Here is a 23,517-nt window from a genome sequence, read left to right as displayed (position 1 = left end):
CGATTCACAATCGGGCATTTCAGATTGCTGACAAAGTGCGCTTTGTTTATGTCAGATGCGGCGTAAACGCCTTATCTGACCTACAAATCTTATGAATTCAATATATTACAATTCACTTGTAGGCCTGATAAGCATAGCGCATCAGGCAATGTTGCGTTTGTCATCATCCTCAAAAATGCCCGATTCTCGATCGGGCATTTTGACTCTTACAGCTTAGCGCCTTCTACTGCTTCACGCGCCAGCTTAGTAATACGGTCGTAATCGCCCGCTTCCAGCGCATCCGCCGGAACCAGCCAGGAACCACCGATGCACAGTACGCTTTTCAGCGCCAGATAATCACGGTAGTTAGCCGGAGAAATGCCACCAGTCGGGCAGAAACGCACCTGGGAGAACGGACCTGCGATCGCTTGCAGGGCTTTCACGCCGCCGTTAGCTTCAGCCGGGAAGAATTTGAACTCTTTCAGGCCGTAGTCCATACCCAGCATCAGTTCGGAAACAGTGCTGATCCCTGGAATCAGAGGGATTGTACCTTCAGTCGCCGCTTTCAGCAGTGGCTCAGTCAGACCCGGGCTGATTGCGAACTGTGCACCCGCTTCGGTCACTTCTGCCAGTTGCTGTGGATTCAGCACTGTACCGGCACCCACAATCGCTTCAGGCACTTCTTTGGCGATAGCACGGATAGCATCAACTGCACACTCGGTACGCAGAGTCACTTCCAGAACGCGCACCCCACCAGCAACCAACGCTTTTGCCATCGGCACCGCGTGTTCCAGTTTTTTTACCACGATAACCGGTACAACCGGGCCGGTGGTCAGGATTGATTCTGCACTTGTTTTCCAGTTTTTCATCAGAGTTTTCTCTCGCCTGATTACAAATTTGTCATCTTAAAAAGTGATACAGGTTGCGCCCTGTTCGGCACCGGACAGTTTTTCACGCAAGGCGCTGAATAATTCACGTCCTGTTCCCACGCGTGACGCGCTCAGGTCAGGAATGTGCGGTTCGCGAGCAGCCAGTTCCGCTTCGTCTACCAGCAGCGTCAGTTCGCCTGTCTGTCCATTCACACGAATGATGTCCCCGTCGCGCACTTTTGCCAGCAGCCCGCCATCGTAGGCTTCTGGTGTTACGTGGATAGCTGACGGCACTTTACCTGAAGCACCGGAGAGTCGTCCATCAGTAACTAACGCAATTTTGAAACACCGGTCCAATAATACACCAAGTGGCGGCATGAGTTTATGTAATTCTGGCATTCCGTTCGCTTTTGGCCCCTGATGACGGACAACAACCACACAATCGCGATCCAGCAAACCCGCTTCAAAGGCAGGCATAACGTCATGTTGGCTTTCAAAAACAACCGCAGGCGCTTCAATCACCTGGTTTTCTACCGGTACGGCAGAGGTCTTCATAACCGCACGGCCCAGGTTACCGCTTAACACTTTTGTCCCGCCATGATGAGAGAAAGGTTGCTCGAAGGAAGCGATCACATTGCTGTCGAGTGATTTTTCCGCCCCTTCCCGCCAGTCCAGTTCACCATTATTCAGCCATGGTTCAAGGGTATAACGAGACAGACCAAAGCCTGCCACCGTGTTGACATCTTCATGCAGCAGGCCCGCCTTGAGCAGTTCACGCACCAGCACTGGTACGCCACCCGCTGCCTGGAAATGGTTAATATCGGCCGGACCGTTCGGGTAGAGACGCGCCATCAGCGGTACGACATCAGAAAGATCAGAGAAATCATCCCAGTTAATCTGAATACCCGCCGCACGCGCCATCGCCACCAGGTGCATTGTGTGGTTAGTGGAGCCGCCGGTCGCCAGCAGTGCCACGATGCCGTTCACCACCACTTTTTCGTCGATCATCTTACCGATCGGCATCCATTCATTACCGTTGCCAGTCATGCGTGTAACCTGGCGCGCTGCGGCTGCGGTTAATGCATCACGTAACGGGGAGTCCGGATGAACAAAAGAAGAGCCCGGCAACTGCATCCCCATAAACTCCACCACCATCTGGTTGGTGTTGGCAGTACCGTAGAAAGTACATGTACCCGGCGCATGATAAGATGCAGCTTCTGACTCCAGCAGTGCCATACGATCCACTTTGCCTTCGGCATAAAGCTGGCGAATACGCACTTTTTCTTTATTTGGCAACCCGCTTGCCATTGGACCTGATGGCACAAATACCGCAGGCAGATGACCGAACGACAAAGCAGCCATCGTAAGCCCAGGGACAATCTTGTCGCACACGCCGAGGAACAGCGCGCCATCAAACATATTATGGGACAGCCCCACCGCCGCAGACATTGCAATCACTTCGCGGCTTAGCAGCGACAGTTCCATGCCGTCCTGCCCCTGGGTTACACCATCGCACATAGCCGGAACACCACCAGCAACCTGACCGACCGCGTTGGCTTCATGCAGTGCTTTACGAATAATCTCCGGGTAGTGTTCATAAGGCTGGTGGGCAGAGAGCATGTCGTTGTAGGAGGTGATGATAGCGATATTGTTACGCAACATGCTTTTCAGAGAGGCTTTGTCTTCTGGCTGGCAGGCAGCGAAACCGTGTGCCAGGTTACCACATGCCAACTGCGAACGATGAACGGTCGAAGTTTTCGCTTGTTCGATCCGGGCGAGGTATGCAGAGCGAGTCTCGCGCGAACGTTCAATGATTCGATTTGTTACGCGTAACAATTGTGGATTCATAAAGGCTCCTGAAATTGAGTTGTCAGAGCAGGATGATTCACAACGCGTTTCATTCAGGAAAATTATGACTGAAACGCCTGTAACCGGAGCTCATAGGGCAGAAACGTTTCAGTCAGTGTAATAAAAAAAGCCTCGTGGGTGAATCCACACGAGGCTCAAAAGTGTAAAAATTACTCTACAATCTGTGCAAGATCATGTTACCGGTAAAATAACCCGTAAGGATAAGTCGAGATATTACTCAAACTCATTCCAGGAACGACCGTCACGAGTAATCATCGCCACCGAGGCAACAGGTCCCCAGGTTCCGGCCTGATACGGTTTCGGCGCATCATTGTCCATCGCCCACGCCTCAGTAATGGAGTCTACCCATTTCCAGGCTTCTTCCACTTCATCGCGACGTACAAACAATGCCTGAATACCACGCATGGTTTCCAGCAGCAGACGTTCATAGGCATCCGCCAGATGCGTCTGATTAAAGGTTTCTGAATAGCTCAGATCCAGCTTGGTGATTTGCAGGTTATGTTTGTGGTCAAGGCCAGGAACTTTATTCAGTACCTGGATATCCACGCCTTCATCAGGTTGCAGACGGATAGTCAGTTTATTCTGCGGCAGATCCTGCCACGACTCTTTAAACAGATTCAGTTCTGGCGTTTTGAAATAGACCACCACTTCAGAGCATTTAGTCGGCAGACGTTTACCGGTACGCAGGTAGAACGGTACGCCAGCCCAGCGCCAGTTATCGATGTCGACGCGGATCGCCACGAAGGTTTCCGTGTTACTGCTTTTGTTCGCGCCCTCTTCTTCCAGATAACCCGGCACTTTTTTGCCCTGCGCAAAACCTGCGGTGTACTGCCCTCGCACCGTCTTTTCACGCACGTTAGAGCGATCAATGCGGCGCAGAGACTTCAGTACTTTGACTTTTTCATCACGGATGCTGTCTGCGCTCAGGTCAGACGGCGGAGACATCGCAATCATGCAGAGAATTTGTAGCAGGTGGTTCTGGATCATGTCGCGCATCTGACCAGCTTTATCAAAATAGCCCCAGCGCCCTTCGATCCCCACTTCTTCTGCCACCGTAATCTCAACATGATCAATGGTGCGATTGTCCCAGTTGTTTACAAACAGGGAGTTAGCAAAACGCAGCGCCAACAGGTTCAGCACCGTTTCTTTACCAAGATAGTGGTCGATACGGTAAACCTGGCACTCCTCGAAGTATTCGCCAACCTGATCGTTGATTTCCTGCGAGGTCGCCAGCGACGTCCCCAGCGGTTTCTCCATGACTACGCGTGCCGGTTTAGCATTCAGTTTTGCCTCGCCAAGCCCTTTGCAAATTGCGCCAAAAGTACTTGGCGGCATGGCAAAGTAGTTAATGGTGATACGATTTTTTTGATCCAGCATCGCGCCGAGACGGCTGAATGCAGCAGTGTCATTGACATCGAGATTACAAAAATCCAGACGTGCACTCAGGGTGTCCCATAAACCTTCATCAATGGTTTCTTTCATGAAAGTTTCGAGCGCCTCGCGGACAACTTTGGTATATGCCGCTTTATCCCAGTCAGCACGCCCTACGCCGATAATCCGGGTGTCCGGGTTGAGCTGACCGGCTTTTTCCAGTTGATACAGGGAAGGCAGCAATTTACGACGCGCAAGGTCGCCTTTCGCGCCGAAAATGACCAGGTCACAGGCCTGGGCTGTTTGCGTTACCGCCATGTCATTCTCCTTAAGTTAACTAACCCGGTACTTAAGCCTGGGTATACTTGTAATTTTCTTACGGTGCACTGTACTGCTTTTACGAGCTTGCGAAAACTGTAAACGCTTATCCACCCGTGCGATTACGGCAAAAGCGCGTAAAGTGCGGCAAAACTGATAAAAAAACCATCATTTTCCTTTGGGTAAAAATCTGACACTGATCATGTTATGAAAAAAAATAACAACTTTTTTATCTGCTTTTGTCATTAACACAGCGCACAGGCGTAATATCTGACAAAACTGCATTTCGATTTCTTTCCGTGTGGAAATCGTCATTACCCGTGAGTCTCTTTACATCATGAATATGCTGGAAAAAATCCAGTCTCAACTGGAACATCTGAGCAAATCAGAACGCAAAGTTGCCGAGGTCATTCTTGTCTCGCCCGACAACGCGATCCATTCGAGTATTGCTGCTCTGGCACTGGAAGCCAATGTTAGCGAACCGACGGTCAATCGTTTCTGTCGCAGCATGGACACACGCGGTTTTCCTGATTTTAAACTGCATCTGGCGCAAAGTCTGGCTAATGGCACACCCTATGTTAATCGCAACGTCAGTGAAGATGACAGCGTTGAATCATACACAGGGAAAATATTTGAGTCGGCAATGGCTACTCTCGATCACGTCCGCCACTCGCTGGATAAGTCCGCCGTCAATCGCGCTGTTGATCTCCTCACCCAGGCGAAAAAAATTGCCTTTTTCGGGTTAGGTTCTTCTGCCGCTGTTGCCCACGATGCAATGAATAAGTTTTTTCGCTTCAATGTTCCGGTGATCTACTCGGACGATATCGTACTGCAGCGAATGAGTTGTATGAACTGTAGCGATGGAGACGTCGTTGTGTTGATTTCCCATACCGGCAGAACCAAAAATCTGGTTGAACTGGCGCAACTGGCGCGGGAAAACGACGCAATGGTGATTGCCCTCACCTCTGCTGGTACACCACTCGCCCAAGAAGCGACGCTGGCAATTACCCTCGACGTACCGGAAGATACTGACATTTATATGCCCATGGTCTCTCGACTTGCCCAGTTGACCGTGATAGATGTGCTGGCAACAGGATTTACTTTGCGACGCGGCGCAAAATTCAGAGATAACTTGAAGCGGGTCAAGGAAGCTCTTAAGGAATCGCGTTTTGATAAGCAGTTACTTAATTTAAGTGACGATCGTTAAAACGATTGCCATTGTTCTAATCTTATACGACATCCGAATGAGATTAATTTATCGCCACAATGGCTTTATTTCATTCGGATTTCATGTTCAAGCAACACCTTGTTGTTTCAGTCAACGGAGTATTACATGTCCAGAAGGCTTCGCAGAACCAAAATCGTTACCACGTTAGGCCCTGCTACTGATCGCGATAATAACCTTGAAAAAGTTATCGCTGCCGGCGCGAACGTTGTACGTATGAACTTTTCTCATGGCTCGCCTGAAGATCACAAAATGCGCGCGGATAAAGTTCGTGAAATTGCCGCAAAACTGGGGCGTCATGTGGCTATTCTGGGTGACCTTCAGGGGCCAAAGATTCGTGTATCTACCTTTAAAGAAGGTAAGGTATTCCTCAATATTGGGGATAAATTCCTGCTGGACGCCAACCTGGGGAAAGGTGAAGGCGATAAAGAAAAAGTCGGCATCGACTATAAAGGATTGCCTGCTGACGTCGTGCCTGGCGACATCTTGCTGCTGGACGATGGTCGCGTTCAGTTAAAAGTGCTGGAAGTTCAGGGCATGAAAGTGTTCACCGAAGTGACCGTCGGCGGCCCGCTCTCCAACAATAAAGGGATCAACAAACTCGGCGGCGGCCTGTCGGCTGAAGCCCTGACCGAGAAAGATAAAGCAGATATCCAGACTGCGGCGCTGATTGGCGTGGATTACCTGGCGGTCTCCTTCCCACGCTGCGGCGAAGACCTGAACTATGCACGCCGTCTGGCGCGCGACGCTGGTTGTGATGCGAAAATTGTCGCCAAGGTTGAACGCGCAGAAGCCGTTTGCAGCCAGGATGCGATGGACGACATTATTCTCGCCTCTGACGTGGTGATGGTTGCACGTGGCGACCTAGGCGTAGAAATTGGCGATCCTGAACTGGTCGGCATTCAGAAAGCGTTGATTCGTCGCGCGCGTCAGCTGAACCGCGCGGTAATCACTGCGACCCAGATGATGGAGTCAATGATTACCAACCCAATGCCGACTCGTGCAGAAGTTATGGACGTGGCAAACGCCGTGCTGGATGGTACTGACGCAGTAATGTTGTCTGCAGAAACCGCTGCGGGTCAGTATCCGTCAGAAACCGTTGCAGCCATGGCGCGTGTTTGCCTGGGTGCGGAAAAAATCCCAAGCATCAACGTGTCTAAACATCGTCTGGACGTTCAGTTCGACAATGTGGAAGAAGCTATCGCCATGTCCGCGATGTATGCGGCTAACCACCTGAAAGGTGTTACCGCTATCATCACCATGACCGAGTCAGGTCGTACCGCGCTGATGACTTCCCGTATCAGCTCCGGACTGCCGATTTTCGCAATGTCTCGCCATGAGCGCACCCTGAACCTGACTGCGCTTTATCGTGGTGTAACGCCGGTCTATTTTGACAGCGCGAATGATGGCGTGGTTGCAGCCAACGAAGCGGTAAATCTGCTGCGCGATAAAGGCTACCTGATGTCTGGTGACCTGGTAATTGTCACCCAGGGCGATGTGATGAGTACCGTGGGTTCTACCAACACCACGCGTATTTTAACCGTAGAGTAAGTACGTTGCCGGATGCGGTGAAAACGCCTTATCCGGCCTGCAATTCAATGATAATTCGACAGATTTCAAATCTTCTGAAGCAAACTTGAACTTATCATCAGACGAAAGCCTCTCTTCGTGAGAGGCTTTTTCTATTTGATAGGATAAAGATCTTTGCGTTTATAAGGCTGGATTTCGCCCGGTTTGCGAGTCTTGAGCAATTTTAAAATCCAGGTGTATTGCTCTGGTCGCGGACCAACAAAAATCTCGACTTCTTCATTCATCCGCCGCGCAATGGTATGGTCATCTGCCTCTGACAAGTCATCCATCGGCGGACGAACCTGAATTGTCAGGCGGTGCGTCTTGCCGTCATAAATCGGAAACAACGGTACGACACGCGCACGACACACTTTCATCAGACGACCAATCGCGGGCAGCGTCGCTTTATAAGTTGCAAAGAAATCAACAAATTCACTGTGCTCCGGGCCATGATCCTGATCGGGCAAATAATAGCCCCAGTACCCCTGACGAACCGACTGGATGAACGGTTTTATGCCGTCATTCCTCGCATGTAGACGACCACCAAAACGACGACGCACGGTGTTCCAGACATAATCAAAAACCGGGTTGCCCTGATTATGGAACATCGCCGCCATTTTCTGCCCTTGCGAGGCCATCAGCATAGCGGGGATATCTACCGCCCAGCCGTGCGGCACCAGAAAGATCACTTTCTCGTCGTTACGCCGCATCTCTTCGATGATTTCCAGTCCCTGCCAGTCTACGCGCGGCTGAATTTTTTCCGGCCCGCGTATCGCCAGTTCTGCCATCATCGCCATCGCCTGCGGCGCTGTGGCAAACATCTCATCCACAATCGCTTCGCGTTCAGCTTCGCTACGTTCTGGAAAGCAAAGAGACAGATTGATTAACGCACGACGACGTGAGCTTTTACCCAATCGTCCGGCAAAACGTCCCAGCCGCGCCAGAATGGGATCGCGGAATTTCGGAGGCGTTAAGGCAATGCCGGCCATCGCCGCCACACCCAACCAGGCTCCCCAGTAACGCGGATGGCGAAAGGATTTATCAAACTCAGGAATGTATTCACTATTATTTTTTTTCGTTTCCATGCTTTTCCAGTTTCGGATAAGGCAAATATCAATCTGCTGATAGTGTAGCGGCGCAACTTGCCCCGCACCAAATAAAAAAGCCGGTACTGACTGCGTACCGGCTGCGAATGGGTGTTAATTAATCAAACTGTAGCTGCGGCACAATCTCTTTGGCCTGCGCCAGGAACTCACTGCGATCGGAGCCAGTCAGCCCTTCGGTACGCGGCAGTTTCGCCGTCAGCGGGTTTACGGCCTGCTGGTTGATCCATACTTCATAGTGCAAATGCGGCCCGGTTGAACGCCCGGTGTTACCGGAAAGCGCGATACGATCGCCTCGTTTTACCTTCTGCCCCGGTTTCACCAGAATCTTGCGCAGGTGCATATAACGCGTGGTATAGGTGCGGCCATGACGGATCGCAACATAATAACCTGCGGCGCCACTGCGTTTGGCTACAACCACTTCACCGTCACCCACCGAAAGTACCGGCGTACCCTGTGGCATCGCGAAATCAACCCCTCTGTGCGGCGCAACGCGACCTGTGACCGGGTTCAGACGACGCGGGTTAAAGTTAGACGAGATACGGAACTGCTTCGCCGTCGGGAATCGCAAGAATCCTTTCGCCAGACCAGTACCGTTACGATCATAGAACTTGCCATCTTCGGCACGGATAGCGTAGTAATCTTTACCTTCAGAACGCAAACGTACGCCCAGTAACTGGCTTTGCTCACGTTTGCCATCAAGCATTTCACGTGACATTAATACCGCAAATTCATCGCCTTTTTTAACCTTCCGAAAGTCCATCTGCCACTGTAACGCTTTAATCACTGCGCTCACTTCAGCACTGGTTAAACCAGCACTTCTGGCGCTGGCAACAAAGCTCGACCCTACAGTGCCTTTCAGTAGATTATTAACCCACTCCCCTTGCTGCATTTCGCTGGTCATTTTAAAACCGTTTGCTGCAGTGCGGTCATAGGTACGCGTTTCCCGACGAGAAACTTCCCAGGTCAGACGTTGTAAATCGCCCTCTGCGGTTAATGTCCAGGTGAGTTGTTGACCAATTTTCAGGTTACGCAGATCTTTATCCGCAGCAGCCAGTTGGGTGATATCACCCATATCAATACCATATTGATTGAGGATGCTACTTAGCGTATCGCCTGTGGAAACAACATATTCATGCACACCCGCTTCTCCGGCGATCTTGTCGTCCAGTTCATCTTGCGGAATGGCTTCATCTTCTTGTGCGGCTTGATCAATCGGTTCACTGGCTTCAGGTAAGAGTGAACGGATTTCGTTTTGTTCCAGCTCAATGGTTTTAACAATTGGCGTGGCGTCGCGGTGGTAAACATAGGGCCGCCAGACAGCGACGGCCAGAGTAAGAACGGTGAGCGACCCCAACATAACGCGGTGTGGTCGCGGTAAATTATTAAACGCCAGGGCGACAGAGCGGGCTATCTGTTGCACGTAATCACTTCCTCATTAATCTCCTTTCAGGCAGCTCGCGTACTGGTTGGCTAATTGATTCAGAAATTCTGAATAGCTTGTTTTACCCAGTTTGATATTCGTCCCAAGGGGATCCAACGTTCCCATACGAACGGATGTCCCTCGTGCGACGCTTTCAACGACCGCTGGCCTGAACTGTGGTTCAGCAAAAACGCAGGTTGCTTTTTGCTCAACCAACTGTGTTCTTATTTCATGTAAACGCTGCGCGCCCGGTTGAATCTCTGGGTTAACGGTAAAATGACCAAGCGGTGTCAGTCCGAATTGTTTTTCGAAGTAGCCGTAAGCATCATGAAAAACGAAATAACCTTTTCCCTTGAGCGGCGCGAGCTCATTACCAACCTGTTTATCGGTTGCAACTAATTGTGCCTCAAAATCCTTCAGGTTGGCGTCAAGTTTGGCTCGACTTTGCGGCATAAGTTCCACTAATTTTCCATGGATTGCAACCGCTGTAGCCCGCGCTATCTCTGGGGAGAGCCAAAGATGCATGTTGAAATCGCCGTGATGGTGATCTTCGTCACTTTTTTCCGCGTGGTTATGATCATCATCATCGCCGTGAATACTTTTCATCAGCATCGGTTTTACATTCTCAAGCTGCGCAATCGTTACCTGTTTCGCCTCAGGTAATTTGCTCACCGGCTTTTGCATAAACGCTTCCATCTCCGGGCCAACCCAGACGACTAAGTCCGCGTTCTGTAAGCGTTTTACATCCGATGGACGCAGTGAATAATCGTGTTCTGAAGCACCATCAGGCAGTAATACTTCAGTCTCTGTTACCCCATCAGCAATGGCGGAAGCGATGAATCCAACAGGTTTAAGCGAAGCAACAACGGCGGCATCTGCCGCCTGTGTTGCACCACCCCAGAGAGCGACGGATAATGCTGCGAAAAGAAGCGTTTTTTTATGTAACATAATGCGACCAATCATCGTAATGAATACAAGAAGTGTGATATTATAACATTTCATGACTACTGCAAGACTAAAATTAACATGACAAGTCTGGTTTCCCTGGAAAATGTCTCGGTTTCTTTTGGCCAACGCCGCGTCCTCTCTGATGTGTCGCTGGAACTTAAACCTGGAAAAATTTTGACCTTACTTGGGCCGAACGGCGCAGGTAAGTCGACGCTGGTGCGGGTTGTGCTCGGGCTGGTAACACCAGATGAAGGTGTTATCAAGCGCCACGGAAAACTGCGTATCGGCTACGTGCCGCAAAAGCTCTATCTCGACACCACGTTGCCACTGACCGTAAACCGTTTTTTACGCTTACGCCCCGGTACATATAGAGAAGACATTCTGCCCGCACTGAAACGCGTTCAGGCCGGGCATCTGATTGACGCGCCAATGCAAAAGCTCTCTGGCGGCGAAACGCAGCGTGTACTGCTGGCGCGCGCGTTGTTAAATCAACCGCAATTATTAGTGCTGGATGAACCCACTCAAGGCGTGGATGTAAATGGTCAGGTTGCGTTGTACGACCTGATTGATCAACTGCGCCGCGAACTGGATTGTGGCGTATTAATGGTTTCTCACGATCTGCATCTGGTGATGGCAAAAACCGATGAAGTACTTTGCCTCAATCACCACATCTGTTGTTCCGGCACACCGGAAGTCGTTTCCCTGCATCCAGAATTTATTTCGATGTTTGGACCTCGCGGTGCTGAGCAACTAGGTATCTATCGCCATCATCATAATCACCGCCATGATTTACAGGGGCGGATTATTCTGCGTCGGGGAAATGATCGCTCATGATTGAATTATTATTTCCTGGTTGGTTAGCCGGGATCATGCTGGCCTGTGCCGCAGGTCCGCTGGGTTCGTTTGTTGTCTGGCGTCGTATGTCTTATTTCGGCGACACGCTGGCACATGCATCTTTACTTGGCGTCGCGTTTGGCCTGCTACTGGATGTGAATCCTTTCTATGCAGTGATTGCGGTTACGCTGCTGCTGGCGGGCGGTCTGGTATGGCTGGAAAAGCGCCCACAACTGGCGATCGATACATTATTGGGAATTATGGCGCACAGTGCTTTGTCGCTGGGTCTGGTCGTCGTCAGCCTGATGTCTAACATTCGCGTTGACTTGATGGCATACCTGTTTGGTGATTTGCTGGCAGTGACGCCGGAAGATCTTATCTCCATTGCGATTGGCGTGGTCATCGTGGTGGCAATTCTGTTCTGGCAATGGCGCAATTTGCTGTCGATGACGATTAGCCCGGATCTGGCGTTTGTCGATGGCGTGAAATTACAGCGCGTAAAATTATTGTTGATGCTGGTGACGGCATTGACGATTGGCGTGGCAATGAAATTTGTCGGCGCGTTGATTATTACCTCGCTGCTGATTATTCCTGCGGCTACTGCACGTCGTTTTGCCCGCACGCCGGAGCAGATGGCTGGTGTCGCTGTTTTGGTGGGGATGATTGCCGTAACTGGTGGTTTAACCTTTTCCGCGTTTTACGATACGCCAGCAGGCCCGTCGGTGGTGCTGTGTGCGGCGCTGTTGTTTATTATCAGTATGATGAAAAAGCAAGCCAACTAAGTTGCGACTGGCACTATACAGTGCCAGTTTCATCGACCAGGTCACCACATTGCGAGTATCAGCAAAAAACATTCTGTTAAGAACAAGCGACCAGAGAATGTTTATATGGTCTGCATAAAATCCATGTCCGCATTCGACAAATTAAACGACGATATTAAGAATTCTCCTTTGCAGTTATTTCCCCACGAAAAATATTATCGTTCTCTCGAAAAAACGTGAGTGAGCAGATAAGCAGTCTCTGGAAACTGGCAATAAATACAGGAATGTAGCACCGAGAAATAGGAGTATCAGTATAAGTTCGTACAGCGTATGAATTGCAGCACATTTGCTCGCAGGGCATTAAGTGCAGGAGTAAATCCAATCTTCATTACTGCACAGAGGGGCATTTTTCTGTTCGCATTGGGGGCAGATAATAATGACAATCCCCTGGCAATTCTGAATGTAAATTTCAGTTCTGATGCACCAACAGTGCCCCGTTCAAAACGAGAAAGTAATCCCTTCTGTTTCAAATGCTCACTGCGCCCAGTCCGGTTTATTGAGTATATGATCCTGCCAGTCGATCACTTCTGATTCTTTCACCGCAATATGACGTACAGAGATTCGCTCACCGTGCATTGCCGCTTTCGAACCAGTCATCAGCGGATGCCACTCTGGCAATGCCTTCCCTTCCGCCAGCAATCGATATGCACAGGTCATCGGTAGCCATTCGAATGTTGGCAGGTTTTCGCGGGTTAATTTGATGCAGTCAGGTTCAAACTCGAAGCGGCGTTCGTAGTTCCGACATTGACAGGTTTTAATATTAAGCTGACGGCAAGCGACGTTAGTGAAGTAGATTTCGTCGGTGTCTTCATCCATCAGTTTATGCAGGCAGCACTGACCACAACCATCACACAACGACTCCCATTCTGCATCGCTCATTTCATCAAGGGTTTTACTTTGCCAGAAAGGTATATCGCTCATCAGGTGTTCCGCCATTACGTTAAAACGCACCTTATAACCAGTCTGGCACAGCGATGCAAGTTTTGCCGCCTCATTCAGGCGGCAAAAAAGTATTACAAAACGCGAGTTGTCAAAGAATGACCATCGAAAGTAACAGTCAGTTCATCGCCACTGTATAGCGGCCCGACACCATCAGGCGTGCCTGTTAACGCAACGTCACCGGCCTTGAGGGTAAAAAACTTGCTCATATAAGCAATCAGCGGAACGATTTTATGGATCATGTCCGCAGTCGAACCTTGTTGGCGTTGTTCGCCGTTAACGCTCAGACCCAGCGATGTATTTTGCGGATCGCCAGTGAACTCTGCGGCAGGAATAAACCCGGAAAGAGGACAAGAGTTATCAAACGCTTTGGCCTTTTCCCACGGCTGCCCGGCTTTCTTCATTTTTGCCTGAATATCACGTAATGTCAGATCGAGCGCCACGCCGTAACCTGCAATGGCTTTGCGCACATGCTCTTCCGTAGCCTGACGTAGCGTCGCGCCAATCAACACAGCCAGTTCTACTTCATGATGAACCGCGCCAAAATCTGAGGGAATAGCCAATGGCTGGCGCAGATCGCACAGTGCCGTTTCAGGTTTAATGAACAACACGGGCTCTTCAGGCACTTCACTCCCCATCTCTTTAATATGTCTGGCATAATTACTGCCAACACAAACTACTTTACTCACCGGATAATCCAGCAGTGCACCTTGCCAGTTGTGATGTTGATACATAACGTTCCTCTCACTTCATCGTGGATCTTAAAACCCGCTCCGACAAATATGATGCCACCGCCGGATATTGGTTATTTTTTAGTGCTGTCTGTATTTTTCGCCATCACAGAAAGATGTTGCTTCAGCAAATCCTCAGGAGGAGGTGGCAATTGAAGATAATAGCCATGCTCAGCTAAGGCCTGTTTAACTTTCTCAATATCGGCATTTACCAGTTTTTTTCTCCCGTCCAATGGAAGAATCATCGCAAGTTGCGGTTGACCAAAACCTTTCATCAGCTCCTCTGGAACACGTGAAAAGTCGTCTTTTTTTTCAACATATAAATAGGTCTGGTCACGTTTACTACTTCGATAGATCACACAAAACATAATTTTACTCTGAATAAATGGGGGGGTGACTTGCCTCAATATAATCCAGACTATAACATGCCTTATAGTCTTCGTAATATCATCGCACGCTGATGATGATGGTAATTAGCTAATTGAGTAAGGCCAGGATGTCAAACACGCCAATCGAGCTTAAAGGTAGCAGCTTCACCTTATCTGTGGTTCATCTGCATGAGGCAGAACCTAAGGTTATTCATCAGGCGCTGGAAGACAAAATCGCTCAGGCTCCGGCATTTTTAAATCATGCTCCCATCGTACTCAATGTCAGTGGCCTCGAAGAACAGGTCAACTGGCCAGCAATGCACAAAGCTATCTCAGCAACAGGCTTGCGGATCATTGGTGTCAGTGGCTGCAAAAATGCGAAGCTGAAAGCTGAAATCGAAAAGATGGGGTTGCCAATCCTGACTGAAGGAAAGGAAAAAGCGCCACGTCCAGCACCGGCTCCCCAGGTTCCTGCGAAAAGTACAACACCGGACACAAAAACGCGCTTAATAGATACCCCGGTACGTTCCGGTCAGCGCATTTATGCGCCACAATGTGATCTGATTGTTACAAGCCATGTTAGTGCAGGGGCAGAATTGATCGCAGATGGTAACATTCATGTCTATGGCATGATGCGCGGTCGTGCGCTAGCCGGGGCAAGTGGTGACCGGGAAGCACAAATATTTTGTACGAGTCTGATGGCAGAACTGGTCTCTATCGCCGGTGAATACTGGCTGAGTGATAAAATCCCAGCAGAATTTTATGGCAAAGCGGCACGACTGCAATTAGTCGAAAACGCTTTGACCGTTCAATCGTTAAATTGATCCCTTTTTAACAAGGAATTTTTATGGCACGCATTATTGTTGTTACTTCGGGGAAAGGGGGCGTTGGAAAGACAACCTCCAGCGCGGCCATCGCCACTGGTTTGGCCCAGAAGGGAAAGAAAACTGTCGTGATCGATTTTGATATCGGCTTGCGTAATCTCGACCTGATTATGGGTTGCGAGCGCCGGGTCGTTTACGATTTCGTCAACGTCATTCAGGGCGATGCAACGCTAAATCAGGCGTTAATTAAGGATAAGCGTACTGATAACCTCTATATTCTCCCAGCTTCGCAAACTCGCGATAAAGATGCCCTCACCCGCGAAGGGGTGGCCAAAGTTCTTGATGACCTGAAAGCGATGGACTTTGAGTTTATCGTTTGTGACTCACCGGCGGGTATTGAAACCGGTGCATTAATGGCTCTTTATTTCGCTGATGAGGCCATTATTACCACCAACCCGGAAGTTTCCTCAGTTCGTGACTCTGACCGTATTTTAGGTATTCTGGCGTCGAAATCACGTCGCGCAGAAAACGGCGAAGAACCCATAAAAGAGCACCTGCTGTTAACGCGCTATAACCCTGGTCGCGTGCACAAAGGAGACATGTTGAGCATGGAAGACGTGCTGGAGATCCTGCGCATCAAGCTCGTCGGCGTGATCCCAGAGGATCAATCAGTATTGCGCGCCTCTAACCAGGGAGAACCGGTTATTCTCGATATCAACGCCGATGCGGGTAAAGCCTACGCTGATACCGTAGAACGTCTGTTGGGAGAAGAACGTCCTTTCCGCTTCATTGAAGAAGAGAAGAAAGGCTTCCTCAAACGCTTGTTCGGAGGATAAGTTATGGCATTACTCGATTTCTTTCTCTCACGGAAGAAAAACACGGCCAACATTGCAAAAGAGCGGTTGCAAATTATTGTTGCTGAACGCCGTCGCAGCGATGCAGAACCACACTATCTGCCCCAGTTGCGTAAAGATATTCTTGAGGTCATTTGTAAATACGTACAAATCGATCCCGAGATGGTGACCGTACAGCTTGAGCAAAAAGATGGTGATATTTCCATTCTTGAGTTGAACGTGACCCTGCCGGAAGCAGAAGAGCTGAAATAAGCTGTATTAGCTCAGGTTCGATCTGACAGTTACCGGTTATTTATACAGGTATCTGTCAGATTACACCCTGGTTAAATTTTTCTCTTCCCCGGTTCGCTATTAAGTAATGTTGTCATCGGCGTCCAGGCACAGCCCCCTTCCCTCCGTTGAGTTCGCTCATTTGGTTGCTGCGTTGTTAGTACAGGAAATGGGAATTACCTCCTGTTTTGTATAAACGGTAACACTCCCCCTTCAAGCTCCAGCGTCAAATTAAGTCGCAACTAATTCACATTATCGCCACCAGAATAAAACCACTGACATTACGTTTTCTGATAAATATTGTTCACATATAAATTACACAATAACATTGATATTTCAGATTGCCTTACCTTTGCAATGCAATGTTAACACTTGATGACATTTCTTGAATAAAATATTCAAAATCAATGAGTTAATTCTTATTTAAGATTATTCCCATTCAAGCGAAAAACATAACTCTTATTATACAAACCGCGCTCATTTTGAATGATCTGAATAATATCGAGCGTTCTTTAGTTAAGCTGCTCTTAATTGAAGACGAAATTATTGTGTGTGCAACTTACTTAATACCGGACATCTAAGTTGAAGAAAAAAACACTCGCCTTCGGGCTCATCTCAATATTACTCTGCTCCACGCCAGCCATGGCGGATATGAATCGCACCACTAAAGGCGCATTGTTAGGCGCAGGCGTAGGCTTACTGACTGGCAATGGTGTAAATGGCGTACTGAAAGGCGCTGCTGTAGGTGCAGGTGTTGGCGCAGTCACTGAAAAAGGTCGCGATGGTAAAAATGCCCGTAAAGGCGCAAAAGTAGGTGCGGCCGTTGGCGCAGTCACTGGCGTCCTGACCGGCAATGGTCTGGAAGGCGCGATTAAAGGTGCTGTGATTGGTGGTACAGGTGGTGCCATTCTGGGTAAAATGAAATAAGGTATGATGATGAAAAAATTTGCTTTACTGGCTGGACTGTTTGTTTTCGCACCAATGACCTGGGCGCAGGATTATAATATTAAGAACGGCCTGCCGGCAGAAACCTACATTACTTGCGCAGAAGCCAACGAAATGGCAAAAACTGACAGCGCACAGGTTGCAGATATCGTCGCTGTAATGGGTAATGCCAGCGTTACTAGCCGTGATTTAAAAATTGAGCAATCTCCAGAACTGAGTGCCAAAGTGGTAGAAAAACTGAATCAGGTTTGTGCTAAAGATCCGCAAATGCTGTTAATTACCGCAATTGATGACACCATGCGTGCCATCGGCAAAAAATAATTGTTAATGTAGTACCGCGTCGATTTATTCGACGCGGTATATTTTTAGCGGATGGATGTGCTTATAAACAAAAATGAAGTGTTAGTATTTGGCTTTAGTTTATTCCGTCAGTTTTCACTGTATCAAAAACTATTTTACTGCAATCATATCCGTATACCCCCGCCTCACCGCAGAGTAATTTTCCCAAAACTAAACCTGACCAGTTTTTCCAGTTTCAAAGATTAATCATCTACTGATTGGATTTATAAGCATTTCTGATCAAATATCCTGTCAGCCCAAATTGTCAAAACGTATTTAAAAGAAGGGTTAATGCTGATCCCTTTGGCTTACCAGCTTCTCTCTTAACCGGTTAAGCAAATTGATTACCAGCCAAACCAGTGCATTGATTAAATTTATGGTAACAAGCACTTCTCCTAGCCAGATGCTGGGTTTGGCGATCAGGATAATCAGGATGGAGCTCAGCATAAACGCAATGGAAAAGATGATATACAAAGTGAAATAATCCAGGCTATTACTTTTGTTCATGCTACTTACGGTGATCCTGACAAAATCTTCAGACAATTATAGCAAACAAAATAATGAACAATAGTAACAAGAAGCAACGAGCTAATTACCTGTCTACAATTGCACCATTTCATCGCCTTGCTGATCAATTTTCAGCCAAATATCATCATGCTATATCAATTAGTGCAATATTCACTCAACAACCACTTTCACCTTCGGTTTTGAGAGAATAATTTTGACGAGTTCAATATACGTCACCGGTTTATAGAAATAGTACCCTTGCTGGAACGTAATATTATTCTGGTTCAAATAGTCGAGCTGCTCCTTCGTCTCGACGCCTTCGGCGACAATACTGATAGAAAGTTTGCGCGCCAGATCCAGCACACAGTCCAGAATTCTGGTGGAATCAGGATCTGCATTGACCCGACCGACGAAACTGTGATCAATCTTAATATAATCGATGTGCAGATCATGGAGATAAGAAAGCCCTGAGTAGCCCGTACCAAAATCATCCAGCGCGATAACAAAACCATTTTCATGCAGAATGTTCAATCGCTGAACCAAATTTTCATCAACATGTAACGCTTCACGCTCAGTAACTTCAAGAACGAGATTCAAATCATGGCGAGTGAAGCTGTCGCGGTATTTCAGACATTCTTCAACAAATGTCGGCGAAATAATATGCGAGGCGCTAAAATTGATCCCAACATGAAATCCTTCCGGCAGTTTACTGGCGATCGCGTTCATTTGTGTGGCGACCTGACTCATCAAACTTTGGGTGAGCGGAACTATCAACCCTGATTTTTCAGCAAGTGGAATAAATGCTACAGGTGAAATATATCCTCCACGAGGATGTTTCCATCGGGCAAGAACTTCTACGCCGCGTAACGTCCCTTCCCGACCATTAACTACCGGTTGGTAAAAAGGCACAATCTCACCATTGCTTATCGCCCTACGCAGAATCTCTTCAGGTGTGTCTGTCTTATTGAAATATTTATCAAGTAAAAAGGCAGCGGAACAGGATATTAAAAGGCTGAATATCAAAATACCCAAGCCTTTGTCGATCATTCTGGTAAAGCTAAATAGCGGCGGCTGGTTATAGATAATACTGAAATGATATTCAGTGGAGTTAACCCGTCCAGAAAGTTGATGTCTGCCATTGAGAGTTGTCACATCTCCCGACGGCCCAATAATATTATCCCCCACGCGCAAACTATATTTCACCCCCTTCAACGGCACATGGAGCGCACCACGGATATGCTGGTCGCTAATAGTCACCAGGATACGCGTATCAGCGAACTGAATCTGATAGAGCAGAATGGGTAATCTATTTACAGTGTCGAGCGCCGGAGCCAACAGCAAATTACTGTCTGGTATCTCAGGAATACGGGATAGCAGTACCCGATTACCCGGCAGCGATGTACACCAGACAGCACCTTGTTTGAGAATGATGATCGTCCGCAGATGGGGTTTCAGCGCGGCCTCTGTACCTAGCTGATATTGTTCATCCAGATCGCACCTTTTCCCTGCAATTTCCATCGCCGTTTGAGTCGCCTGTGACGCTTCCTCAAGAATATGATTAATGTTGTTGGCGGCGTACTTCGCCCCCGCCAGGCTCTCTGCTTTTGCGGAATACCAGAGCTGAATATTCAAAATAGAGACGCCAGTAATAAACAGGCACACCGCAACGAGGATGGGGATAAGTGTATTGCGCATTCGCGTGTCCCAGGACCATTATTCTCTGTTCATTCGCTCAATCTGGCGTCTACAGAGAGCATGGTAGAGAGAATCAGAAATATCCACGTTCTTGATGAAATTTTACCCCACTATGCCGTAATACCTTCAATGTTGGATAAAGATCTCAAGTGAGTGTTAATTGACTGACCCTAAGGCAGAGAAGACGTATTGAGCAACAAACCAGAACAAGAATATTGGGTAGGCAACGTTCTCTGTGTACTCATCCTTTAATACTTAACTGTATCAATGAGTAAGGATATGCTGAACTGGTACAACGTCGATGGGGACAGTAAAGGTTATACCGAGGTAAGGCAGTGCAAATTGTTACTCTACGCGACCCAGCTTTTTCTTCAACAGCACACGACACCTGCTCATAACAAACGGTATCCATCAATAGCGGCATCCAAAATCAGCTCCATTATATACAGCAATATCACTGGAAGGAATGTGAAGAATCGATAGCAGTAATATAAGTTGCACAAGTCAAACGTGGATTTTTTATACTCTTAAAAACCAGCGAAATAACTTTTTCTGATAACATCTATAACCAGTTAGAATAAGAAAGAGAGCGATATATTCTTATTTAGCAAGTCAGGCTATAGAAACCATATAATGCGAACTCTAGTGCGTAAGACATTTTCTTTTCACAAAACCCCATGTTACAAATTGTAAAGATTAACTCTTCCTGTTTGTATTCAACTTGTCTGGTCATATCTAAATAGATATGTAAAATTGATAACGGCTGGTAATCATTCAATACTCGCACTATAGAAAGTTCGCCAGCCTGCCGCAGGCACGCGCCTTTATACGACGTGTCTGCGGTTTTGTTGTGATATTTATATAGAAGTACTGGTGAATTATGAGCAATCTGAATCCATGCATGGCGTGTGGTGCCTGTTGTGCATTTTTCCGCGTCTCTTTTTACTGGGCCGAAGCTGATGATGCAGGCGGAACCATACCGGCTCATCTTACTGAGCAGATATCCCCTTACCACCGATGTATGCGCGGAACTAACCAGAAGAACCCACGCTGTATTGCCCTGGCAGGAACGCCTGGAAAAAACGCCTGCTGCACAATATATAAAAACCGCTCTTCCACATGTAGGGAATTCGCCATGTCAGGCGAGCATGGAGAAATTAATGAGGCATGTAATCGCGCTCGAGCTAAATATGGACTACCTCCAATTTAAAAGCTTTTTCAAGTTTAATTAGCTCCATACGATCGCCATCCTCAACAATATATTCAGGTAGCGAAACTAACTATGCCGCGACATTACTGTCGCGGTTAATCCATTAATAATAAATACAAAAAAAAACCAAAATAAATCATATAACACCCCATCAATAATTAAGACCATTGATAAAATTAAAGTACGTCTGTAGCATTATCATATTTTATTTTTCATAGACTAGTTTTTTCGTGTCATGTTATAATATGGCGAATAAACACAGGTTATCAACTTGTCAGTAATGTAAATAAATTTCGAGGAGATCATTCCAGTGGGACGTAAATGGGCCAATATTGTTGCTAAAAAAACGGCTAAAGACGGTGCAACGTCTAAAGTATATGCAAAATTCGGTGTGGAAATCTATGCTGCCGCTAAACAAGGTGAACCAGACCCAGAATTAAACACATCTTTAAAATTCGTTATTGAACGTGCGAAGCAGGCACAAGTTCCAAAACACGTTATTGATAAAGCCATTGATAAAGCCAAAGGTGGCGGAGATGAGACGTTCGTACAAGGGCGTTATGAAGGCTTTGGACCAAATGGTTCAATGATTATCGCTGAAACGTTGACTTCAAATGTTAATCGTACAATTGCTAATATTCGCACAATTTTCAATAAAAAAGGCGGGAATATTGGAGCAGCAGGTTCTGTCAGCTATATGTTTGACAATACTGGTGTGATTGTATTTAAAGGAACAAATCCTGACCATATTTTTGAAATTTTGCTTGATGCTGAAGTAGATGTTCGTGATGTGACTGAAGAAGAAGGAAGCATCGTTATTTATACTGAACCTACAGATCTTCACAAAGGAATTGCAGCTCTAAAAACCGCTGGAATTACTGATTTTTCAACAACAGAATTAGAATTGATTGCTCAATCAGAAGTAGAACTTTCACCAGAAGATTTAGAAATCTTTGAAGGGCTTGTTGATGCCCTTGAAGATGACGATGATGTCCAAAAAGTATATCATAACGTTGCTAATCTCTAATTATAAATATCCTCCGGCTATGCCGGAGGTTTTTCAAATGCGCCTATAAGGCACTGTTTCCAACTGCGCCCTAACTGGTGCATATGATCTAACATTTGCATTCAACTTCGTTACTTACGCCCCGTAAACGAGCTGCCTGGATATGGGTTCAATAATTGTTCGCCAATTTTATCTTCTTCGAGCGGGTGCTTTATATATTCTTGTATCTTTGCTGTGTTCTTACCCAGCGTATCTAAATAATAACTTCCACATCAAAATTCCCTGTTCCTGTATTTGAACTTGAGATCTCTAAATTACTCATAGAGCATCTGACTGCGTTTACCCTTCAGATAGCCATAAACCTCGATACGCTCATTTTCGACGGGATCTCCACAAGTATGTGGATATATCCACACAGCATTCTGCTTTCGCATCGGCTAACTCCTTTGAGTATTTCGTATCGAGTGCAGCAACATCGCACTGGCGCAACTGCATATCAGTAAAGGAAACGTCCTCAGCTTCTTGTACCGTCTGATTATCGATATCACCCCCGAAGAGGGACTGTTGAATAAATCAGATTGTAGTGAGCAATCAGGCTAACGTCAGAAAATAAAAAGGGCGCCTACTGGCAATCTTATGAATTCAACACATTACATATGGGTTCAGGTATTGCACAGTCCTGTACCATGTAATTAATATCGACAGGCAATAAAAATATCCGATATATAAATCATGATACTTGCCCATAAAAAAGCCCTTCCGGAGATGAAGGGCAGGTTTTTGTATGCGCAATGTTCCATCATTTGCATGGTGCCGGGTGCCTCCCGGTGAGTCCGGCATCAGCATCCGAACCCGCAATATTGCCGCTAAAGCCGAAGGATATTTGCAACCTTGCTGATATGCCCCTCCGCACAGGGGGATTCACCATGCAGGTGATTTTTTAACAAATAAGAAAAATGGCATCAATACCATAATCTCGAAAACACATAATTTTATCAAATACAATTAATTTGTTATCGGAATATGTTAATTACGGATTTTCCTGCATCCGAAACAACAAAATCCACTCAACGGCAGGTTTATACTATTTCGGCACAATATCAAAATTTGCTCAAATAAAGCAAAAGGAGTAATAGTGACCTGTTGATATCCCCGCGCAGCCAAGTTCGAAGGTTGGCGCTCTCTCCCCCAATGAGCTAATGGCTGTATGGTTGGTGGCGCTTGCTGGATTTGAACCAGCGACCTGGCGATTATGGGTCGCTCACACTCACCACTGAGCTAAAGAGTCAGAAAAACAAATTTGCTTCGTTAAAAGTACATATATACAGTCTACATTATCGCATTATTAATAAAAAATAAAAAATTGATATTTTCTTATCTATTACAGATATTAATTGCATTGTATATTTTGATTATTTATATCATCTTATAAATACAAGTAAGGCTTTAACCATTATAAAAACAAAAATTTCATCATATTTTGTAACAAAAAGATTCAAA

General features: G+C 47.1%; 22 protein-coding genes, 1 tRNA gene and 2 pseudogenes. 11 read left to right on the top strand and 14 right to left on the bottom strand.

Features of this window, described 5'->3' with window-relative positions:
• Positions 1-206 precede the first annotated feature (206 nt).
• The 3 genes from kdgA to zwf form a co-directional block, all read right to left on the bottom strand.
• Positions 207-848, bottom strand: coding sequence for a bifunctional 4-hydroxy-2-oxoglutarate aldolase/2-dehydro-3-deoxy-phosphogluconate aldolase (kdgA, locus tag A7098_RS03960; RefSeq protein WP_000800512.1), 642 nt, complete (start codon positions 846-848; stop codon positions 207-209).
• A 36-nt stretch (positions 849-884) separates the two neighbouring features.
• A complete protein-coding gene (edd, locus tag A7098_RS03955; RefSeq protein WP_001069467.1) occupies positions 885-2,696 on the bottom strand; it encodes a phosphogluconate dehydratase in 1,812 nt (603 codons plus the stop codon).
• Between the two features lie 234 nt (positions 2,697-2,930).
• Positions 2,931-4,406, bottom strand: a complete 1,476-nt coding sequence (gene zwf / locus A7098_RS03950; RefSeq protein WP_000301727.1) for a glucose-6-phosphate dehydrogenase — start codon at positions 4,404-4,406, stop codon at positions 2,931-2,933.
• Between the two features lie 337 nt (positions 4,407-4,743).
• On the opposite strand from zwf, the gene hexR reads away from it, so the two are divergent.
• Positions 4,744-5,613 carry a DNA-binding transcriptional regulator HexR gene (hexR, locus tag A7098_RS03945; RefSeq protein ID WP_105280368.1) on the top strand — a complete coding sequence of 290 codons (870 nt, stop codon included), beginning with the start codon at positions 4,744-4,746 and terminating at the stop codon, positions 5,611-5,613.
• Positions 5,614-5,739: 126 nt separating this feature from the next.
• Entirely contained in the window at positions 5,740-7,182 is a 1,443-nt protein-coding gene (gene pyk, locus A7098_RS03940) for a pyruvate kinase (protein WP_000091159.1), read from the top strand.
• Between the two features lie 131 nt (positions 7,183-7,313).
• On the opposite strand, the gene lpxM is transcribed toward pyk, so the two are convergent.
• The 3 genes from lpxM to znuA all read right to left on the bottom strand — a co-directional run bounded on the left by lpxM (position 7,314) and on the right by znuA (position 10,674).
• Complete coding sequence (lpxM, locus tag A7098_RS03935; protein WP_010357026.1) at positions 7,314-8,285, bottom strand: lauroyl-Kdo(2)-lipid IV(A) myristoyltransferase; 972 nt, start codon at positions 8,283-8,285, stop codon at positions 7,314-7,316.
• Positions 8,286-8,403: 118 nt separating this feature from the next.
• On the bottom strand, positions 8,404-9,726 hold the full coding sequence (mepM, locus tag A7098_RS03930; protein WP_001184035.1) for a murein DD-endopeptidase MepM: 1,323 nt from the start codon (positions 9,724-9,726) through the stop codon (positions 8,404-8,406).
• Positions 9,727-9,741: 15 nt separating this feature from the next.
• Positions 9,742-10,674 (bottom strand): zinc ABC transporter substrate-binding protein ZnuA, encoded by a 933-nt coding sequence (gene znuA, locus A7098_RS03925; RefSeq protein ID WP_024165128.1) that lies wholly within the window; start codon positions 10,672-10,674, stop codon positions 9,742-9,744.
• A 78-nt stretch (positions 10,675-10,752) separates the two neighbouring features.
• Between znuA and znuC the strand changes: the two genes are divergently transcribed.
• The gene (gene znuC, locus A7098_RS03920) at positions 10,753-11,508 is read left to right on the top strand and encodes a zinc ABC transporter ATP-binding protein ZnuC (RefSeq protein ID WP_105280367.1); all 756 of its coding nucleotides are present in this window, start codon (positions 10,753-10,755) and stop codon (positions 11,506-11,508) included.
• The gene (znuB, locus tag A7098_RS03915) at positions 11,505-12,290 is read left to right on the top strand and encodes a zinc ABC transporter permease subunit ZnuB (protein WP_000571472.1); all 786 of its coding nucleotides are present in this window, start codon (positions 11,505-11,507) and stop codon (positions 12,288-12,290) included. Before znuC ends, znuB begins: the two co-directional genes overlap by 4 nt.
• A gap of 513 nt (positions 12,291-12,803) precedes the next feature.
• Here the strand turns inward: znuB and A7098_RS03910 are convergent.
• The 3 genes from A7098_RS03910 to A7098_RS03900 form a co-directional block, all read right to left on the bottom strand.
• Positions 12,804-13,250: a YcgN family cysteine cluster protein gene (locus A7098_RS03910; RefSeq protein ID WP_024165127.1), complete on the bottom strand. Its 447-nt coding sequence runs from the start codon at positions 13,248-13,250 to the stop codon at positions 12,804-12,806.
• A 92-nt stretch (positions 13,251-13,342) separates the two neighbouring features.
• Complete coding sequence (locus A7098_RS03905; RefSeq protein ID WP_105280366.1) at positions 13,343-14,002, bottom strand: fumarylacetoacetate hydrolase family protein; 660 nt, start codon at positions 14,000-14,002, stop codon at positions 13,343-13,345.
• 71 nt (positions 14,003-14,073) lie between these two features.
• Positions 14,074-14,367 carry a YcgL domain-containing protein gene (locus A7098_RS03900; RefSeq protein ID WP_001516252.1) on the bottom strand — a complete coding sequence of 98 codons (294 nt, stop codon included), beginning with the start codon at positions 14,365-14,367 and terminating at the stop codon, positions 14,074-14,076.
• 128 nt (positions 14,368-14,495) lie between these two features.
• On the opposite strand from A7098_RS03900, the gene minC reads away from it, so the two are divergent.
• The 5 genes from minC (at position 14,496) to A7098_RS03875 (ending at position 17,581) form a co-directional block, all read left to right on the top strand.
• Positions 14,496-15,191 carry a septum site-determining protein MinC gene (gene minC / locus A7098_RS03895; protein WP_105280365.1) on the top strand — a complete coding sequence of 232 codons (696 nt, stop codon included), beginning with the start codon at positions 14,496-14,498 and terminating at the stop codon, positions 15,189-15,191.
• Between the two features lie 23 nt (positions 15,192-15,214).
• Positions 15,215-16,027, top strand: coding sequence for a septum site-determining protein MinD (minD, locus tag A7098_RS03890; protein ID WP_000101043.1), 813 nt, complete (start codon positions 15,215-15,217; stop codon positions 16,025-16,027).
• Positions 16,028-16,030: 3 nt separating this feature from the next.
• Entirely contained in the window at positions 16,031-16,297 is a 267-nt protein-coding gene (gene minE / locus A7098_RS03885) for a cell division topological specificity factor MinE (RefSeq protein ID WP_001185665.1), read from the top strand.
• A 600-nt stretch (positions 16,298-16,897) separates the two neighbouring features.
• The gene (locus A7098_RS03880) at positions 16,898-17,242 is read left to right on the top strand and encodes a YMGG-like glycine zipper-containing protein (RefSeq protein ID WP_000730702.1); all 345 of its coding nucleotides are present in this window, start codon (positions 16,898-16,900) and stop codon (positions 17,240-17,242) included.
• Positions 17,243-17,245: 3 nt separating this feature from the next.
• Positions 17,246-17,581, top strand: a complete 336-nt coding sequence (locus A7098_RS03875) for a YmgD family protein (protein ID WP_000979974.1) — start codon at positions 17,246-17,248, stop codon at positions 17,579-17,581.
• A 306-nt stretch (positions 17,582-17,887) separates the two neighbouring features.
• Here the strand turns inward: A7098_RS03875 and ymgF are convergent, their stop codons facing one another.
• Together ymgF and A7098_RS03865 are read right to left on the bottom strand one after the other, a co-directional pair.
• Positions 17,888-18,106, bottom strand: a complete 219-nt coding sequence (gene ymgF / locus A7098_RS03870; RefSeq protein ID WP_105280364.1) for a cell division-associated protein YmgF — start codon at positions 18,104-18,106, stop codon at positions 17,888-17,890.
• A 171-nt stretch (positions 18,107-18,277) separates the two neighbouring features.
• Complete coding sequence (locus A7098_RS03865; protein ID WP_085460637.1) at positions 18,278-19,801, bottom strand: cyclic diguanylate phosphodiesterase; 1,524 nt, start codon at positions 19,799-19,801, stop codon at positions 18,278-18,280.
• Positions 19,802-20,681: 880 nt separating this feature from the next.
• Here A7098_RS03865 and A7098_RS03860 point away from each other — a divergent pair.
• Together A7098_RS03860 and A7098_RS03855 are read left to right on the top strand one after the other, a co-directional pair.
• Complete coding sequence (locus tag A7098_RS03860) at positions 20,682-21,011, top strand: YkgJ family cysteine cluster protein (protein WP_010345776.1); 330 nt, start codon at positions 20,682-20,684, stop codon at positions 21,009-21,011.
• A 310-nt stretch (positions 21,012-21,321) separates the two neighbouring features.
• Positions 21,322-22,038 carry a YebC/PmpR family DNA-binding transcriptional regulator gene (locus A7098_RS03855; RefSeq protein ID WP_032225387.1) on the top strand — a complete coding sequence of 239 codons (717 nt, stop codon included), beginning with the start codon at positions 21,322-21,324 and terminating at the stop codon, positions 22,036-22,038.
• Positions 22,039-22,148: 110 nt separating this feature from the next.
• On the opposite strand, the pseudogene A7098_RS03850 reads toward A7098_RS03855, so the two are convergent.
• The 3 genes and pseudogenes from A7098_RS03850 to A7098_RS03835 form a co-directional block, all read right to left on the bottom strand.
• Positions 22,149-22,426: pseudogene (locus A7098_RS03850) on the bottom strand (transposase); the annotation flags it as partial.
• Positions 22,427-22,437: 11 nt separating this feature from the next.
• Positions 22,438-22,554 (bottom strand): annotated as a pseudogene (locus A7098_RS24120) (lysis system i-spanin subunit Rz); the annotation flags it as partial.
• Positions 22,555-23,229: 675 nt separating this feature from the next.
• Positions 23,230-23,305 (bottom strand) — tRNA-Met (locus A7098_RS03835).
• Between the last annotated feature and the right edge of the window lie 212 nt (positions 23,306-23,517).

The sequence above is a fragment of the Escherichia sp. MOD1-EC7011 genome (assembly GCF_002965005.1).
GTDB classification, from domain to species: Bacteria; Pseudomonadota; Gammaproteobacteria; order Enterobacterales; family Enterobacteriaceae; genus Escherichia; species Escherichia ruysiae.
This window is presented reverse-complemented; position numbering and strand designations above follow the sequence as displayed.

What these genes read in the sequence shown, in the direction of transcription:
- kdgA (WP_000800512.1), bottom strand. Translation starts at nt 848, where the DNA reads ATGAAAAACTGGAAAACAAGTGCAGAATCAATCCTGACCACCGGCCCG.
- edd (WP_001069467.1), bottom strand. Translation starts at nt 2,696, where the DNA reads ATGAATCCACAATTGTTACGCGTAACAAATCGAATCATTGAACGTTCG.
- zwf (WP_000301727.1), bottom strand. Translation starts at nt 4,406, where the DNA reads ATGGCGGTAACGCAAACAGCCCAGGCCTGTGACCTGGTCATTTTCGGC.
- hexR (WP_105280368.1), top strand. Translation starts at nt 4,744, where the DNA reads ATGAATATGCTGGAAAAAATCCAGTCTCAACTGGAACATCTGAGCAAA.
- pyk (WP_000091159.1), top strand. Translation starts at nt 5,740, where the DNA reads ATGTCCAGAAGGCTTCGCAGAACCAAAATCGTTACCACGTTAGGCCCT.
- lpxM (WP_010357026.1), bottom strand. Translation starts at nt 8,285, where the DNA reads ATGGAAACGAAAAAAAATAATAGTGAATACATTCCTGAGTTTGATAAA.
- znuA (WP_024165128.1), bottom strand. Translation starts at nt 10,674, where the DNA reads ATGTTACATAAAAAAACGCTTCTTTTCGCAGCATTATCCGTCGCTCTC.
- znuC (WP_105280367.1), top strand. Translation starts at nt 10,753, where the DNA reads ATGACAAGTCTGGTTTCCCTGGAAAATGTCTCGGTTTCTTTTGGCCAA.
- znuB (WP_000571472.1), top strand. Translation starts at nt 11,505, where the DNA reads ATGATTGAATTATTATTTCCTGGTTGGTTAGCCGGGATCATGCTGGCC.
- A7098_RS03910 (WP_024165127.1), bottom strand. Translation starts at nt 13,250, where the DNA reads ATGAGCGATATACCTTTCTGGCAAAGTAAAACCCTTGATGAAATGAGC.
- A7098_RS03905 (WP_105280366.1), bottom strand. Translation starts at nt 14,002, where the DNA reads ATGTATCAACATCACAACTGGCAAGGTGCACTGCTGGATTATCCGGTG.
- A7098_RS03900 (WP_001516252.1), bottom strand. Translation starts at nt 14,367, where the DNA reads ATGTTTTGTGTGATCTATCGAAGTAGTAAACGTGACCAGACCTATTTA.
- minC (WP_105280365.1), top strand. Translation starts at nt 14,496, where the DNA reads ATGTCAAACACGCCAATCGAGCTTAAAGGTAGCAGCTTCACCTTATCT.
- minD (WP_000101043.1), top strand. Translation starts at nt 15,215, where the DNA reads ATGGCACGCATTATTGTTGTTACTTCGGGGAAAGGGGGCGTTGGAAAG.
- minE (WP_001185665.1), top strand. Translation starts at nt 16,031, where the DNA reads ATGGCATTACTCGATTTCTTTCTCTCACGGAAGAAAAACACGGCCAAC.
- A7098_RS03875 (WP_000979974.1), top strand. Translation starts at nt 17,246, where the DNA reads ATGATGATGAAAAAATTTGCTTTACTGGCTGGACTGTTTGTTTTCGCA.
- ymgF (WP_105280364.1), bottom strand. Translation starts at nt 18,106, where the DNA reads ATGAACAAAAGTAATAGCCTGGATTATTTCACTTTGTATATCATCTTT.
- A7098_RS03865 (WP_085460637.1), bottom strand. Translation starts at nt 19,801, where the DNA reads ATGCGCAATACACTTATCCCCATCCTCGTTGCGGTGTGCCTGTTTATT.
- A7098_RS03860 (WP_010345776.1), top strand. Translation starts at nt 20,682, where the DNA reads ATGAGCAATCTGAATCCATGCATGGCGTGTGGTGCCTGTTGTGCATTT.